General features: G+C 69.1%; 10 protein-coding genes and 3 pseudogenes. 9 read left to right on the top strand and 4 right to left on the bottom strand.

Translation table 11 applies throughout. The features are described from left to right. Positions 1–72: 72 nt before the first annotated feature. The gene (locus ID554_RS00120) at positions 73–1,449 is read right to left on the bottom strand and encodes an IS1380 family transposase (protein WP_117231416.1); all 1,377 of its coding nucleotides are present in this window, start codon (positions 1,447–1,449) and stop codon (positions 73–75) included. A 186-nt stretch (positions 1,450–1,635) separates the two neighbouring features. Here ID554_RS00120 and ID554_RS32855 point away from each other — a divergent pair. Beyond that, positions 1,636–2,465, top strand: a protein-coding gene (locus ID554_RS32855; protein WP_396888578.1) for an IS5 family transposase whose coding sequence is annotated in 2 segments (ribosomal slippage) — positions 1,636–1,977 and positions 1,980–2,465 — 828 coding nt in all. Because the reading frame shifts where the segments join, the coding sequence is not laid out codon by codon here. Positions 2,466–2,644: 179 nt separating this feature from the next. Continuing rightward, positions 2,645–3,332, top strand: a pseudogene (locus ID554_RS00110) (IS5 family transposase); the annotation flags it as partial. Positions 3,333–3,517: 185 nt separating this feature from the next. Here ID554_RS00110 and ID554_RS00105 read toward each other — a convergent pair. Together ID554_RS00105 and ID554_RS00100 are read right to left on the bottom strand one after the other, a co-directional pair. Continuing rightward, the gene (locus ID554_RS00105) at positions 3,518–4,285 is read right to left on the bottom strand and encodes an Ig-like domain-containing protein (RefSeq protein WP_117231369.1); all 768 of its coding nucleotides are present in this window, start codon (positions 4,283–4,285) and stop codon (positions 3,518–3,520) included. Positions 4,286–4,423: 138 nt separating this feature from the next. Then, entirely contained in the window at positions 4,424–4,705 is a 282-nt protein-coding gene (locus ID554_RS00100; RefSeq protein ID WP_147333656.1) for a hypothetical protein, read from the bottom strand. Between the two features lie 22 nt (positions 4,706–4,727). Between ID554_RS00100 and ID554_RS00095 the strand changes: the two genes are divergently transcribed. The 5 genes and pseudogenes from ID554_RS00095 to ID554_RS00075 form a co-directional block, all read left to right on the top strand. Next, complete coding sequence (locus ID554_RS00095) at positions 4,728–5,306, top strand: hypothetical protein (protein WP_117231370.1); 579 nt, start codon at positions 4,728–4,730, stop codon at positions 5,304–5,306. A gap of 127 nt (positions 5,307–5,433) precedes the next feature. Next, positions 5,434–6,335, top strand: a protein-coding gene (locus tag ID554_RS00090; protein ID WP_396888577.1) for an IS5 family transposase whose coding sequence is annotated in 2 segments (ribosomal slippage) — positions 5,434–5,808 and positions 5,811–6,335 — 900 coding nt in all. Because the reading frame shifts where the segments join, the coding sequence is not laid out codon by codon here. Between the two features lie 41 nt (positions 6,336–6,376). Further along, a complete protein-coding gene (locus ID554_RS00085; protein WP_147333630.1) occupies positions 6,377–7,339 on the top strand; it encodes an alpha/beta fold hydrolase in 963 nt (320 codons plus the stop codon). Between the two features lie 165 nt (positions 7,340–7,504). Continuing rightward, positions 7,505–7,735: pseudogene (locus tag ID554_RS00080) on the top strand (transposase family protein); the annotation flags it as partial. A gap of 163 nt (positions 7,736–7,898) precedes the next feature. Then, positions 7,899–8,279, top strand: a pseudogene (locus tag ID554_RS00075) (LuxR C-terminal-related transcriptional regulator); the annotation flags it as partial. Positions 8,280–8,835: 556 nt separating this feature from the next. Here ID554_RS00075 and ID554_RS00070 read toward each other — a convergent pair. Then, complete coding sequence (locus ID554_RS00070; RefSeq protein ID WP_117231257.1) at positions 8,836–10,755, bottom strand: Hsp70 family protein; 1,920 nt, start codon at positions 10,753–10,755, stop codon at positions 8,836–8,838. A gap of 163 nt (positions 10,756–10,918) precedes the next feature. Here ID554_RS00070 and ID554_RS00065 point away from each other — a divergent pair, with 163 nt between their 5' ends. Together ID554_RS00065 and ID554_RS00060 are read left to right on the top strand one after the other, a co-directional pair. Beyond that, positions 10,919–12,610, top strand: a complete 1,692-nt coding sequence (locus tag ID554_RS00065; RefSeq protein ID WP_147333631.1) for a sensor histidine kinase — start codon at positions 10,919–10,921, stop codon at positions 12,608–12,610. Between the two features lie 138 nt (positions 12,611–12,748). Beyond that, the gene (locus ID554_RS00060; RefSeq protein WP_223884368.1) at positions 12,749–13,462 is read left to right on the top strand and encodes a response regulator transcription factor; all 714 of its coding nucleotides are present in this window, start codon (positions 12,749–12,751) and stop codon (positions 13,460–13,462) included. Position 13,463: the final 1 nt, after the last annotated feature.

Below are 13,463 nucleotides of genomic sequence, written 5' to 3'. Positions count from 1 at the left end.
AAAGGTGCACCCGCTTCTGCTGTGGACATGGACTCGACACCCAAATCCTTGCAGGTCAGGAGCACCTTTCGTTTATCGCCCTCGATCAGTCAAATCGCCTCTGACTCGGGGAGGCCAGTGTGTGGGTAGGTGCAGGATGGGTCGGCGTTGGGGGCGGGCGAGGCGGGCCGGGATGTTGATCAGGTGGGTGCGCAGGGTCGCGCCGCGGGCCACGGTATAGCGGGTGATGCCGGTGAGGGTGCCGGCGGCGCGCAGCAGGTTGTGGCAGATCGCGGCGAGGATGCTCCAGGCGGCGTTAGCGCCGGACAGGCCGGATGGCTGGTGGGCCCAGGGTCCGTCGATGAGGTCGGACCAGACGGTTTCGCAGATGGCGTGGCGTCGGTGGGTGATGTCGGCGTCGGCGACGGGCTCGGGGTTGTTGGTGAAGAACGGGTGGTAGCGCCAGACCGGGAACAGGGGGTCCTGGGTGTTGGCGTCGAGGATGCGGCGCACGACGAGCCGGCCGGTGATCTCGTAGCGGGTGCCGGCGAACGCGGCGTGTTCCACTTCGGATACTTGCGCGTCGGAGATCAGCTCACCGGTGTCGGGGTCGACGACCGCGCCGGGGTAGTGCACCGGCGTGTACGCCTCGTCGGGAATGCTGCCGATCGCGGCGTCGACGGCCGGGTTACGGGCGATGGCGAAGGAGAACCTCGCCCCGGCTTTGACCACTGCGGCGACGACCTTGCCGGCGCAGTACGCGGAATCGCCGCGCACGAGGATGTTCTGCGCCCGTGCGCCGACGTCGGTGGCGGTGTTGATCGCCTCGGTGATCATGCTCGCCGCCCCCCGCGACGAGCCGGCACGCCCGGCCCGCAACCGCACCCCGGCCAGCACCGGCGCCGCGGTCTCGGTGCAGATCGTGACGGCCAGGGGTGACAGACCCCGCCGCAGAATGGTCTTGCCCGCGATCTTCGTGTGCCCGAACGAGGCGCCCTGCTTGGCGTGCCCGTACACCGGACGCAGCAGCGAGTCGATATCGACGAAGGCGCGCTCGTCGATGCCGTCGAGCACCGGTGTTCGTTCGGCGAGCGCGACAAGGTGCCGGCGTAGCACCGCCGACAGTTGCCGGCTGTGACCGTGAGTGAACTCCCGCAGGAAGATCCCCAGCGTCGCGGCCGCGTACACCCCGCCGAACAGCTTCTTCATCCCACCGGACCGGATGACGTCCAGATCATCGATGCTGTCCGCGCCGGCGGCCATCCCGGCGATGATCGAGGTCAGCTTCGGCGTCGAGTTCGCGGCCCCGGACCTGACCCGCTCATCGACGAACCGGACGTGCTCGTCCAGCAACCGGGACAACCCGGCCTGCTCGGCCAACTCCAGCAGCGGCACCAGCCCCGCATGCGACACGAGGTTGTCCTCGTCGAACACCGCGCCATCCGACCGCCAGGCATGAGATCCTTGCACCGAGAGTGCCCTTCCGAACTGGTGTGATTCGTGTTCTGGACAAACCCGATCATCCCAGCCCAGAGGGCACTCTCATCGCATTTCCACGGTGTGCCAGCCACAGTGGACCAGTCCCGTCCACGGATCGAGGCTTAGACCGCATCTCATTAGGGGTTGTTGAGTACCAACATCATTCGTTGTACGGGTGTGAGTGATGTGGAGAAGTACTGCCCGGATTCGTTGTGGCACCTCGTGCAGCCGTTGCTGCCCGCTCATCCGGAAAGGCATCAGGGTGGCGGGCGGCGGCGCATCGATGACCGTGTCGCGGTCGCGGCGATTGCGTACGTGTTGCAGACCGGCTGCCCGTGGGAGGCGTTGCCGGAATCGTTCCCGATCTTGCGGGCGACCGCGCATCGCCGGTTCACCGAGCGGGTGAAACAGGGCGTCATGCAGGCGTTTCATGAGGCGACGCTGGACGTGCTCGGCGCTGCCGGGCAGATCGACTGGTCACGGGCGAGCGTGGACGCTATGCACGTGCGGGCACTCAAAGGGGGGACCTGACCGGGCGCAGCCCGGTAGACCGGGGCAAGCCCGGCTCCAAGATCCATGCGGTCAGCGACCGTGACGGACTGCCGCTGACGGTGCTGGTGACCGCTGCCAACGTCAACGACCACACCGTGCTCGAGGATGTGCTCGACAACCTGCGCGCGATCCGGCAACCGCTCGGCCGGCCGCGGCGGTGGCCGGCCAAGCTGCACGGCGACAAAGGTCACGACTACCGGTCCTGCCGCGAGCTGGTCCGCCGGCGCGGCATGATCGCCCGGATCGCCCGCAAGGGCATCGAATCGGCCGCTCATCTGGGCCGGCACCGCTACGTCATCGAGCGCTGCCTGGAATGGGTCAGCCGGTTTCGGCGCCTGGCCCGCCGCTACGACCGTAAGGCTTCTCACTTCATCGGATTCCTGCGCCTGGCCTGCGCTTTGATCTGTTACCGCCGCGCCGCCCGCCTCAACCTGCTGACCAGCAACAACCCCTAATGAGATGCGGTCTTAGAGACTGTCGGGTAACCGGTGGGGTGCGGAATGTTACGGCGAGACACGTCGATGACGGATGCTCGACAAATGGATCATCCCCGCCATGATCTTGATGTGTGTGCAACGAAGATCGCGGCGGGGATGACGCCCGCTCATGCTATCCGTCGAGTCTGACCGATGCGATGTGGGCGGTCCTCGCGCCGCTGCTACCGGCGCGTGACCTGCGTAAAGGCGGCCGGCCTCGGGTCTACGGCGATCGGCTGGTCCTGGACTCGATCTTCTACGTGCTGCGGTCGGGCTGCCCGTGGCGGATGATGCCGCGTGATCTGGCGCCCGCGGACGCGGCGCATCGCTGGTTCACGACGTGGCGGAAGAACGGGACATGGGACCGGGTTCACGATGAGCTTCGACGGCGGGTGCGAGTCGCGGCCGGCCGGGAGGCGGAGCCGACCGCCGCCGTGCTGGACGCCCAGTCGATCAAGTCCAGTGAAGGCGGCGAGTCTCGTGGTTTCGACATGGGCAAGAAGACCACCGGCCGCAAGCGGCGCCTGGTCGTCGACACGATGGGGCTGATTCTGGTCGTGGTGGTCACCTCCGCCTCCGTCAACGACCGTCCCGGTGGCCGGCGGATCCTCGCGCGGCTGGCTGAGGCGTTCACCACCATCGCCCTCGTGTGGGCCGACGGCGGCTACGCCAACAGCATCGACTCCAGCCTGTTGAGCTGGGCCAAGACCAAACTCGGCATCCTGCTGGAGATCGTCAAACGCACCGACGACATCAAGGGCTTCAAGGTCCTGCCACGCCGATGGGTGGTAGAGAGGACGCTCGGATGGCTGGTCCGCAACCGGCGCCTGGCCCGCGACTACGAACGACTGACCGCCAACTCGGAGGCCATGATCAAGGTTGCGATGATTCGACTCATGACGATACGCCTGGCCGATCGGCCGATCCGGTGGAGCAACGCAACCGACCGCGAAGCCGCCCGACGCATCAACGCCGAGCAACTTATCACGACGTAGCCATCCAGTTGCCCGACAGTCTCTAAATGAGTCCGTTCAGGTCGGGGGGCCGACGGTGACCGTCGCTGAGGCGGACAGGCAGGAGGCCCCGTTGCTGGTCGCGGTGATGCGAGTGATGGCACCGATGCTGCCGGGTGCGGCCGATACGGTGACCCAGTTCTCCCGGCTACCCGGTGGGAAGGCGGACGGTGTGACGCTGATACCGGCGTCACCGGTCACTGTCAGGGTCAGCCCCGGGGTGGTGGCGCAGGCTGTCGTCACGAAGGACGTGGTCGTCGAGCCACCCTCGGGCACCCGGATCCCCGACGGGCAGGCGATCACCATCAGTGCCGGCGGTGGCGGCACCAGGCTGAGTTTGACCGTCGGCGAGTCGGCGGTGGCAGCCGGTGCGACGGTGACGACCCGGGCTACCGCCCGGTGTCGGGGCATGCCAGAGCCGTCGCCGTTGCGGAACGCGGGGTGTCCCGGAGGCACGTCCAACTCGTAAGGTGCGCTGGTGTCGCTGCCGACGAACACGTCGTTGACGTGGAATTCGACCCGGTCCACGATGCCGATTCGGGCTCTCGCGTCAGCGGTTAGCCGGACCGAGCATACCGACACCACGCTGCTGTTGTTCGTCGGGCTGGTCAGCGTCACCTCCGGCGCAAGGCCGGGCCCGGCGGTCGCCGGCGCGGCGGTCACGGACACGCCGGTGGCGGCCAGGACGAGAGCGGCCATGGAGCTGCCCGCCGCCCACCACCAGCGGCGGTGGCGCCCGGGTTGGTTCGCGATACGGGGCGACACCTGGATCCGTGACAGTGGCATTGGCCGACCTCCTTCGATGACGCGGGGACCATCGACCCGCAACGGCTTCCATCAACCACAACCGATCCAGGATATTTGATGGGAAGTTGCTTATCCAGATCGAATCCCGCGCCAGCTTGAGTTTCACCCGGCGCGTGGTCATTTGACGCTGCCCATCGTCATTCCGGTCACGATGTGCCGCTGCGCGGCGAGGGTGAGGACGAAGACGGGCAGCATGATGATCGAGGCGTAGGCGATCGTGGTGACTATGGAGCGCCGTCCACCACTGGAACGCGGCGCGGTGTTCGTGAATTCACCGTCATCTGCAGAGAGGGTACGGAAGTCTGCGTGGCAGGGCAGACGGTAAGGGGGGGGCGGTGTGCTGGCGGCGGACCGGAGGCTGGTTGGGTTGGTGCTGTTGACTGCGGTGTCTCCAACCATCGAAGCCGCCGTTCTGGTCTCGATGGGGTTCGTCGCAGCACGGGGTCTGGCGCCGCAGACGGCGGCGGTGTGGCCGTACGACACCTACCACGACCTGCGATGGCTATACGTCTACCACGACTCCTGGCCCTCGTTCGTGTTCTGGCTCAGCCTGCTGGTGGTGGCCCGAGGTCTTTTCCACACGCTGCTGGTGGTGTTGGCGTGGCCGGGTGAGGTGCCGCGGTCGTCGGTGCGGTGGCTGCTGCGACGCAACCTCGGGCTTGCCGCGCTGGTGGCGGTCTTCGTCGCGCCGTGGGCGCTGATCTCGGTGGCCGCGTCGGTGGTGGCCCTGTCCTGGGTGTTACTGGCCTCCCTGATGCCGATGTTCCTGCTGGCGCCATTCCTGCAACGGGCCGCAGTAGTGACGCCATGGTGGCGCGGACTGCCGTCGATCTCACTGGTGGGCTGGTCGCTGCTGAACTTCGTGGTGCTGACCATGGCCGGCGCGTTGTGTTGGAGTCTGCCGGGTTGGTGGACGGTGCCGGTGGCCACCGTGGCGGGAGTGGTCAACGGACTGCTGTGGAACCGAACGGTCCGCTGCGCGCTAGGCCGTGTGTCATAAGTGCCCGTGGCCCTGCTGTGAGGTGATCGGCTGGGTGTGTCGGTGATCGATATGCGGTGAGGTCTCCGGTAGATGGGTTATCGACCAAGACAACCATCTGCACGGAGACCTCGTGGCCAGCGTAGCGGTGACGAGGCGGCACGACCTGACCGACGCGCAGTGGGCGGTGCTGGAGCCGTTGCTGCCCGGGCGGAAGAAGCCGGGTCGGCCGCCGAAGTGGAGCAAGCGGCAGCTCATTGACGGGATCAGGTGGCGGGTCCGTACGGGTGCGCCGTGGCGGGACGTGCCGGACTGCTATGGGCACTGGCGCACGGTGTACGGGCTGTACCGGCGCTGGCAGCGGGCGGGGGTGTGGGCGGGGATCCTGGCCGGGTTGCAGGGTAGGGCCGACGCGCTCGGGTTGATCTCCTGGGACGTGAGTGTGGACTCCACGATCGTGCGGGCGCATCAGCACGCCGCCGGCGCCCGCGGGGCAGTCACACGCAGGTCGAGCCGCCGGGCGGCAGCAGCGCCGCCGAGCCGGCGGATCACGCGCTGGGCCGGTCCCGGGGCGGTCTGACGACCAAGCTGCACCTGGCCTGCGAGCAGGGCCGCATGGTGCTGGCGTTCGTCATCACCGGTGGGCAGCGCGGCGACAGCCCGCAGTTCACCACTGTGCTGGACCGCATCCGGGTGCCTCGTCTCGGTGTCGGGCGGCCCCGGTGTCGGCCGCAGCGGGTCCTGGCGGACAAGGCGTACAGCAGCAAGGCCAACCGCGGCTACCTGCGGCGCCGTGGTATCGGCTGTGTCATCCCGGTCAAGGCCGACCAGGCCGCGAACCGTCGTAAGAAGGGCTCGGCGGGTGGCCGGCCACCCGCCTTCGACCCCAGCGCATACCGGCAGCGTCACGCCGTGGAGTGCGGCATCAGCCTGCTCAAACAGCACCGTGCCGTGGCTACCCGCTACGACAAACTCGCAGTGCGCTACGAAGCCACCGCCACCATCAGCATGATCGACAACTGGCTCCGGCGCCTCGAACGGCACTTATGACACACGACCTAATCGAACCCTCGTCGACACGGTGGGCGATGGTGCCGGCGACCCCTGTCGCGGCCATTCTCGCCCTCGCGGTACCGCTACTCATCCCGCCGCTCGTGGACACCGTGCCCGGCGACGACCTGCGAGCCGAGGCCGTCGTGCTTGACCGCCCGCTGCCCACCGACGTGCCACAAGCTGTCATCGTCCTCGCCGGGTATCGCTCCTCCTACGCCGGCACGGCCCCGGCCGACGACCGTGTCGAGCGGTTCTCTTACCGAGGGTTGGGCCCGGATGGCACACCCCTGCCCTACCGGCCACAGGACACCACGATCTCAGTAGCGGACAGTGTGCGGCTGCTCGACGAACAGGTGAAACGGCTGCACCGGCGTACCGGTCGGCCGATCGCGTTGATCGGCGAAAGCGAGGGGGCCATGGTCGCCCGCTCCTACCTTGAGCAGGGGGCACACCCGGCTGTCGACACGCTGGCCATGTTCAGCCCCCTGATCAACGCCGGACGCGCCTACTATCCGCCGCCGCACGAGGATCGAGGCTGGGGCCTGGTCACCGGATGGCAGCTACGGCTCGTCTTCGGCGTGATACGCCTCGTCGGCGGTCCGGACACCGGCCCGGACGAACCGTTCATCCGGTCCCTGGTCGACGACGCGCCGTTCTACCGCAACCAACTCATGTGCCCGGTGCCCGGCATCCGCATGCTGGCCTTCATTCCCACCACCACGGCCGCCGAAGCACCGCCCGGTGAGTACAGCCGAATCCCCTTCTTCCAGATGCCCGGCGTACACGGCGGCCTACTCAACCGCACCCTGGTCGCAGACCGGCTGATCGCCTTCCTCACCGGAGAGCCGATCCAGCAGGAACGCGACGAGTACCCGCTCCTCCAGCGCCTCAGCGCCGCCTGGCAAGCCCCGCCCCTGCCCATCGGGGCCAATCCGGCCTGGTCCCAATTCCGTCAACCAGACCCCGCCTTCACCGGAAAGGTCTGCCAACCAGCCGACTGACCACCCCTCAATCCACCTCTGTCCGATCGGATGTGCCCGGTCTATGCCGGCTCTTCGAACTTGAGCGGGGTTCGCGACTGAGTGCGGCCCGAGCGTGAGGGCTCGCAGCTCATCAGTGATCATCTGAGTGTCTGGTCGGATAGTCACAAGTGAAGAGCTGCGAGCATGGTCAACGATACGACCCGGCTGCTGGGCCTGGACGGCCTGGTGGCCGATCGGGTCGAGCTGCACCCGGACGGTTCCCCCGTAGTTCACCTGTCCACCGGTGATGAGCAGGCACGATGCTGCCCGCAGTGCGGGTTCCGGGCCGTGCGGGTGAAGCAGTGGACCACGACCCGGCCACGAGATCTGCCGATGGCGGGGCGGACGGCCCGGCTGCGGTGGCGTAAACGACGCCCTCACCAAAGCCCTCGCCGACATCGACGCCGAACCCCACGACGACACCATCAGCCTGCCCACCCGACTCCGCAGCCAGCGAGACGAGCTGTAGGCCCGCACAAGTGCGCCGACCTGGCAGGCGCAAGTCAGCTTCGCGCTCAGCGAGGATGTGTAGCACAGCTATGCCAGCGAGCTGCTCGGCTTGGGTCAGGGCCGGGCCATCGGCTATCTACTCAAGGACCGCGTCGCCGACGTCGCGGAGTTCGCGGAGATGCTGCGGCGCGTGGCCGGGGGTGGCACGGTCGTCGACCCCGAGGTGGTGCGCCAGCTGATGCTGCGCGGTCGCGACCCACTCGGCCACCTGTCGCCTCGCGAACGCGAGGTGTTGGCGTTGGTCGCTGAGGGCCACTCGAACGCCGCGATCGCCCGGATCCTCGTGCTGACCGAGGCGGCTGTAGGCAAGCACATCGGCAGCGTCCTCGCCAAGTTGCACCTGCCGGTTAGCGACGACACGAACCGGCGGGTCCTCGCCGTTCTCACCCACCTGCGGAGCCAGCATTGATTGAGGGTCGGAGGACCGCGTACGGCCGTGGTGCCAGGTGTCGGGGTACGCGTTGGAGTGCAGAGCTGGGTACAGCTGATCTTGCACAGGTCGCTGCTCAAGATCGCGGATGCGGCGCACGCAGTCCTGCCCGTCGCAGCCGCTTGGCCCAGAAAGGCCCTACCGCGCGGCTTCCCCTCCTCGCCGCTGCGCGGCTGCGGTGCGGGTCGGCTTGGTCCCGATTCGCCGCAGCACGCTCACCGGCACTCGGGCGGATCAGGCGAGCCTGTCCACGAGGACACGCTCCGCGCCGCAGCTGGACTGCGTGGGGCAGGGCCAGCGGCCACGCTGATGGACGTCGATGGCCTGAATCATCTTATGGGATCCGGGCTGGTACGGCGAGCTCTGCACATTCAGCCGTACGCGCCTGTGCACTTGAACCTGTACGCCGACACCGTCCACCGACCGGAACTGCGGTGAGCGGCGGATCCAGCGAGACGCAGAGCTGTTCGTGACCACCCTGTGCAGCGGCCTGGACCGACACACCGGGACGGCGAGGTGGCGTACCGGAGCGGGATCACCCGGCTGCGGTCCCCGTCGTCCAGTGCACGCGTCCGGACGACTGGTTGACGAGGAGCAGGTTGCCGTCGGCGCGGACTGCCAAGGCGTCGACGGAGCCATCACAACACGTCCGCGAGGCCCAGAGCACCCTACCGTCCGGAGCGTAGACGACGAGGTTGCCGTCGGGTTGGAAGCGAAGGTAGGCACCGGGGTTCCCGCCGGTGCCGGTGCGCCAAGCGGCACAGGCTGATCCGGCCGCCAGATGCTGCGGGCTGCGGTACAGAAGGAGGTCGCCGCTGGCCTCCATGACGAGATAGGCGTGACCGATCCGGATGTACCCGTTGCCGCGGATGCTGCGGCGATCGAGTTGCGACGACGGCCGGACGAGCAGCACCTCGTGCCCCTCGTGGGAACCGCGGCGCACCTCGGCGGGGCTTGAGCCGGGGTAGGAGGTCAGGCTCCCGTAGCCGGCGCTCCACGTCGGACCGATGGCGGCGCACGTCTGCCCGGTCAGATTGTCGGCCGCTGGCGCGGGTGTGCCCGACGCCGTCGACGCCGGCCGCGCCGGCGCCGACGCGGCCGGTGCCGACGCCGTCGACGGCGGCGCGTTCGTCGGCGACGCGGTCGACGCCAACGACGCGCCGTCCCGCTGGCCGCCGGTCCCGCTGCCGTCCCACCAGACGACACCGGCCATCAGGCCCAGCACCGTGAGGACACTCAGCGAGGCGACCAGCGTTCGGCGGGTGACCCGGAACCGGCCGGCCCGCGACGTCGCGAGCCGCGCGGCATGTTGCCACGCCGGCCCCCGCACCGACGGGCGCGGTGCCTCTGCAGGATCGGGGTCGGTGCACGCGGCGCTGGAGCCGTGCTCCTGAAACGCGCGGTAGGCAAGCATCGCGGCACCGAGGGCGACCACGTGTTTGGGGTGGCCGACCGAGAGCACCGGGCGGCCGAACTCCTCCGACAGCCGCGTCAGCACCAGCGGCACGCGTGACGAGCCGCCACTGAGCAGGATCGCGTCCAGGTCGGTGGCCTCCAGCCCGGCCGAGTCGAGCGCCCGTCGCACCGCGTCGATGGTCGGTGCCAGCAGCGGTGCGATCCGGTGCTCGAACTCCGGCCGGGTCAGGCGGACCTCGTGCGGTCCGTCGGTGAGGAAGAACGCCATCACCACCGCTGACTCGCTGGACAGCGACTCCTTGGCCCGTACGGCGTCCGTCCGCAGTCGGGCCAGCACCGCCGCCTCTGCGGGATCGCTCCCGACGAGCCGGCTCACCGCGCCGTCCAACTGCTCGTCGACCATGGCGAGCACCACTTGGTCGAGATCCATCCCGCCGGTGCCGTCGACCCCTTCGGCGTTGCCGAGAAGCTCGGCGCGGTCGTCATGGGACCGGATCACGGCGGTGTCGAAGGTGCCGCCACCGAGGTCGTAGACCGCCAACAGCGCGTCCGGCGGTGTCGCGTTGCTCGACAGGTAGAACGTCGCGGCCGCCTCGGGTTCGGTCACCACCCGCGACACGTCGAGACTGGCCATGGTGGCGACCTCGGTGAACTGCTCCAGCCGGTACGGCCCCCAGATCGCCGGGCAGGTCAGCACGACCGCCCCGGGCTGCTCGCCGGTAGCCGCGCGGGCCTTGTCCACCACGTCCCGGACCACGGCGGCGATCAGCTCGGTGGGGGCGTACCCGCGCTCGCCGAGCACGATGGGGGTCGGGTCACCGAGCCGCCGCTTGAACTCGTGGATGGCGCGGCCGGGCTCAGCCTCGGCGGCGCGGACCGCGACGTCGCCCGTCAGCAGCCGCCCGTCGCGGCCGGCGAACACCACCGAGGGGGCGACGAGCGCCGTGTCGCCCAGTGTGAGCATCTCGGCGTGGGTGTCGTATGCGAGCGCGGCGGCGGTGAAGGTCGTCCCGACGTCGATTCCGAGGCCGTAGGCCATCACACCTCCACTGAGCACGGGCTGGGCCGGCACCGGCGGGCACGGTCAGCCCTCCGATGAAGCACGCTGTCACGGCTGCCGTGGTTCAGCCGGGGTGGTACAGAGGTTACCGACGGGACGATAATCTCCAGGCAACGGGCGCATCCAACCAGACGGAGGCAGCATGGGCAACCCACCGTCGACGATGGACACACTGCTCGGTGCCGTCGCCCAGACGGATGCGGAGCTCGGCGATGCGTTCACCGGGATCCTGAACGCCATCGTCGGCCGGCGTCCCGCGTCGGTCTGGTCGCGGCGGACCGACGGTTGGCTGCATCGGGTGGCCGACAACGGTGACGGCGCGATCGGCCCGGATCGCGTGCTGGGAGTCGACGCCCTACACAGCATGGCCGATGTCGCTGCGGTGGTCCCGGCGCTCGATGGTGAGGTGGAGCGCGGTGCGGTCGTGCTGTTCCACCTGCCGGGCCGCGAGCCGTTGAGCGCGTGGCAACGGGTCAGTGCCCGCGACGCGGCCACCTTCGTCGCACTGCTGCTGCGCGGCCCGCAACTGCGCGACCACCTACGCCGCCGGATCGACGAGACGAACCAGGTGGCCGCGGCGCTCGCGGCCTCGCACGAGCGACTGACCTACGCCGCTGATATGGAGAGCCGACGGATCGTCGCCGAGATCGTCTCGTTCGGCGGCGACGACCTGGCCGGTCTCGGCGACCAGGTGCGCCGGATGCGGCAGGACCGCCGAGGACGCGCCCCGGGGACGAGTGCCACCCCCGACGAACAGGCCGCCTTGGCCGAGGTGCGTGGTGCGCTGGACGACCTGATCGAGCGGCTACGCACCACGGTGCGTGGCATCCATCCGCACGTGTTGTACGACCGGGGGATGCTGGCCGCGCTCGTCGAACTCGCGGCCTCGCTGCCACGGGCGGTGCAGGTGCACGGTGACCCGGGCGGGGGCATGGCCCGGGAGGTGGAGACGAGCCTGTACTGGGCCGCCGCTGAGGTCCTGCGGGCACTGGCGGATGAGGCGGCACCCGGAAGGCCGGTCACGGTGCGGTTGCAGGTGCCGGACGGGGAAGCTGTCGTGACCGTGGCCGACCCTGGCGCCGCCACCCTGGACAAGCTGCGCAGCGTGCTGCCGGCGGCATATGACCGGCTGACCGCGCTCGGCGGCTCGCTGGCGCACCGCACCGGGCCGGACGGCGTCACGGTGTACCTGCGGTTGCCGACGCATCTCGCGCCGAGCGCGCCGCCGAGGGTCGTGACCGGCTGCCGGACGGCGGTCAAGTCGGGCCACACCGGAACCCCGGTCGACCTGGTCAGCCGGGTGCGAGGTCTGGTGCACGCCGCCGTCGAGGTCGTCGAGGAGGACGAGCGACGCCGGCTCGGCCAGGTGCTGAGGCTCATCGAGGGGACGGGAGCGGTGGCTGAGCCGGCACCGGCGCCGCCCCTCGCGGGTGTCGCCGAGGCCTTCGCCGTCCTCGACGCGGTTACCCGGCGCGACCCGGAGGGATGGCTGCGGTACGAGTACGAGCGGGTGCGCGCCAGCGCTCACGAGGTGAACGAGCAGATGCTGGCGCACGAGATCAGGTCGGGAACGCTGAGCATGGACGCGCCCACCGCCGTGGACGCGTTACGGCTGCTCGGTGAGAACGGGACCGCCATTCCGACGCGGTTGGGCCTGGCGGAGGCGGCTACATCGGACGAACAGCGGGTGGCCGCGCTGAGGCAGGTCGCCCGCTGGCGCGGGTGGGCGTCCTCTCCCGCCTCGGGGCCGCGTGCGCAAGCGGCCGGCCGGCTGCTGGCAAGGTCCGCCGAAGGACTGGTCGCGCGACTGGGGCAGCTCTCCCGATCCCCGTGACACGAACTGGTGCCACTGTACCGACCGCGTCGACCAGCCACCATCCAGAGTGGATGAACGCTGCTCCGATCTGCGGGCCCGCAACGTGTGGCTCAGGACCCGGTAGGGCGATCCGTGCGCAGGTATACGGTTGGTTGATTGCGTGCCGGCTGGGCGATCGGGTGGGTGGACAGGGCAATGCGGGTAGCCGTCGTCGAGGATTCGGCCTTGTTCCGGGAGGGCCTGATCATGCTGCTGCGCGCGGCCGGATTCGACGTGGTGGGGTGGGCGACGAACGGCGAGGACGCCCTCGACCTGTTGGACGGGGCACGGGCCGACGTGGCGATCCTGGACATCCGGATGTCACCGGAGCCTGAGGGAGGACTCGCCACGGCCGCGACAGTGCGGCAGCGCCATCCGGACGTGGGCGTTCTGCTGCTGTCCAACTACGCCGAGTCGCACTATCTGATGCGGATGCTCAAGATCGGGACGGAGCGGATCGGGTACCGGCTGAAGGACCGCATCGTGAACGTCGAGGCTCTCGGTGACACCCTGCGTCGGGTCGCCGAGGGCGAGGTGGTGATCGAGCCGGAGATTGCGCAACAGCTGGTGAACCAGCTGCCGGGAGCCGGTGCCGGTGACGGTGACGGTCTTCGCCGGCTGACCAGCCGCGAGATGGACGTACTCCGCCTGATGGCGGAGGGGCGGTCCAACGCCGGAATCGCGGACGCTCTCTTTCTGTCGACGAAGACGGTGGAGAAGCACGCGGCGTCGATCTTCGCGAAGCTGGGGCTTTCCGCTGACATCGCGGCCTACCACCGACGGGTACTCGCGGTGATCTCTTACCTCCGTGCGCGGCAGATCGAGGGGTGAC

Source organism: Micromonospora craniellae (assembly GCF_014764405.1).
GTDB classification, from domain to species: Bacteria; Actinomycetota; Actinomycetes; order Mycobacteriales; family Micromonosporaceae; genus Micromonospora; species Micromonospora craniellae.
This window is presented reverse-complemented; position numbering and strand designations above follow the sequence as displayed.

Excerpts from the sequence above, each read along its gene's own strand:
- ID554_RS00100 (WP_147333656.1), bottom strand. The coding sequence starts at position 4,705 with ATGGTTGGAGACACCGCAGTCAACAGCACCAACCCAACCAGCCTCCGG.
- ID554_RS00070 (WP_117231257.1), bottom strand. The coding sequence starts at position 10,755 with ATGGCCTACGGCCTCGGAATCGACGTCGGGACGACCTTCACCGCCGCC.
- ID554_RS00065 (WP_147333631.1), top strand. The coding sequence starts at position 10,919 with ATGGGCAACCCACCGTCGACGATGGACACACTGCTCGGTGCCGTCGCC.
- ID554_RS00105 (WP_117231369.1), bottom strand. The coding sequence starts at position 4,285 with ATGCCACTGTCACGGATCCAGGTGTCGCCCCGTATCGCGAACCAACCC.
- ID554_RS00095 (WP_117231370.1), top strand. The coding sequence starts at position 4,728 with ATGGGGTTCGTCGCAGCACGGGGTCTGGCGCCGCAGACGGCGGCGGTG.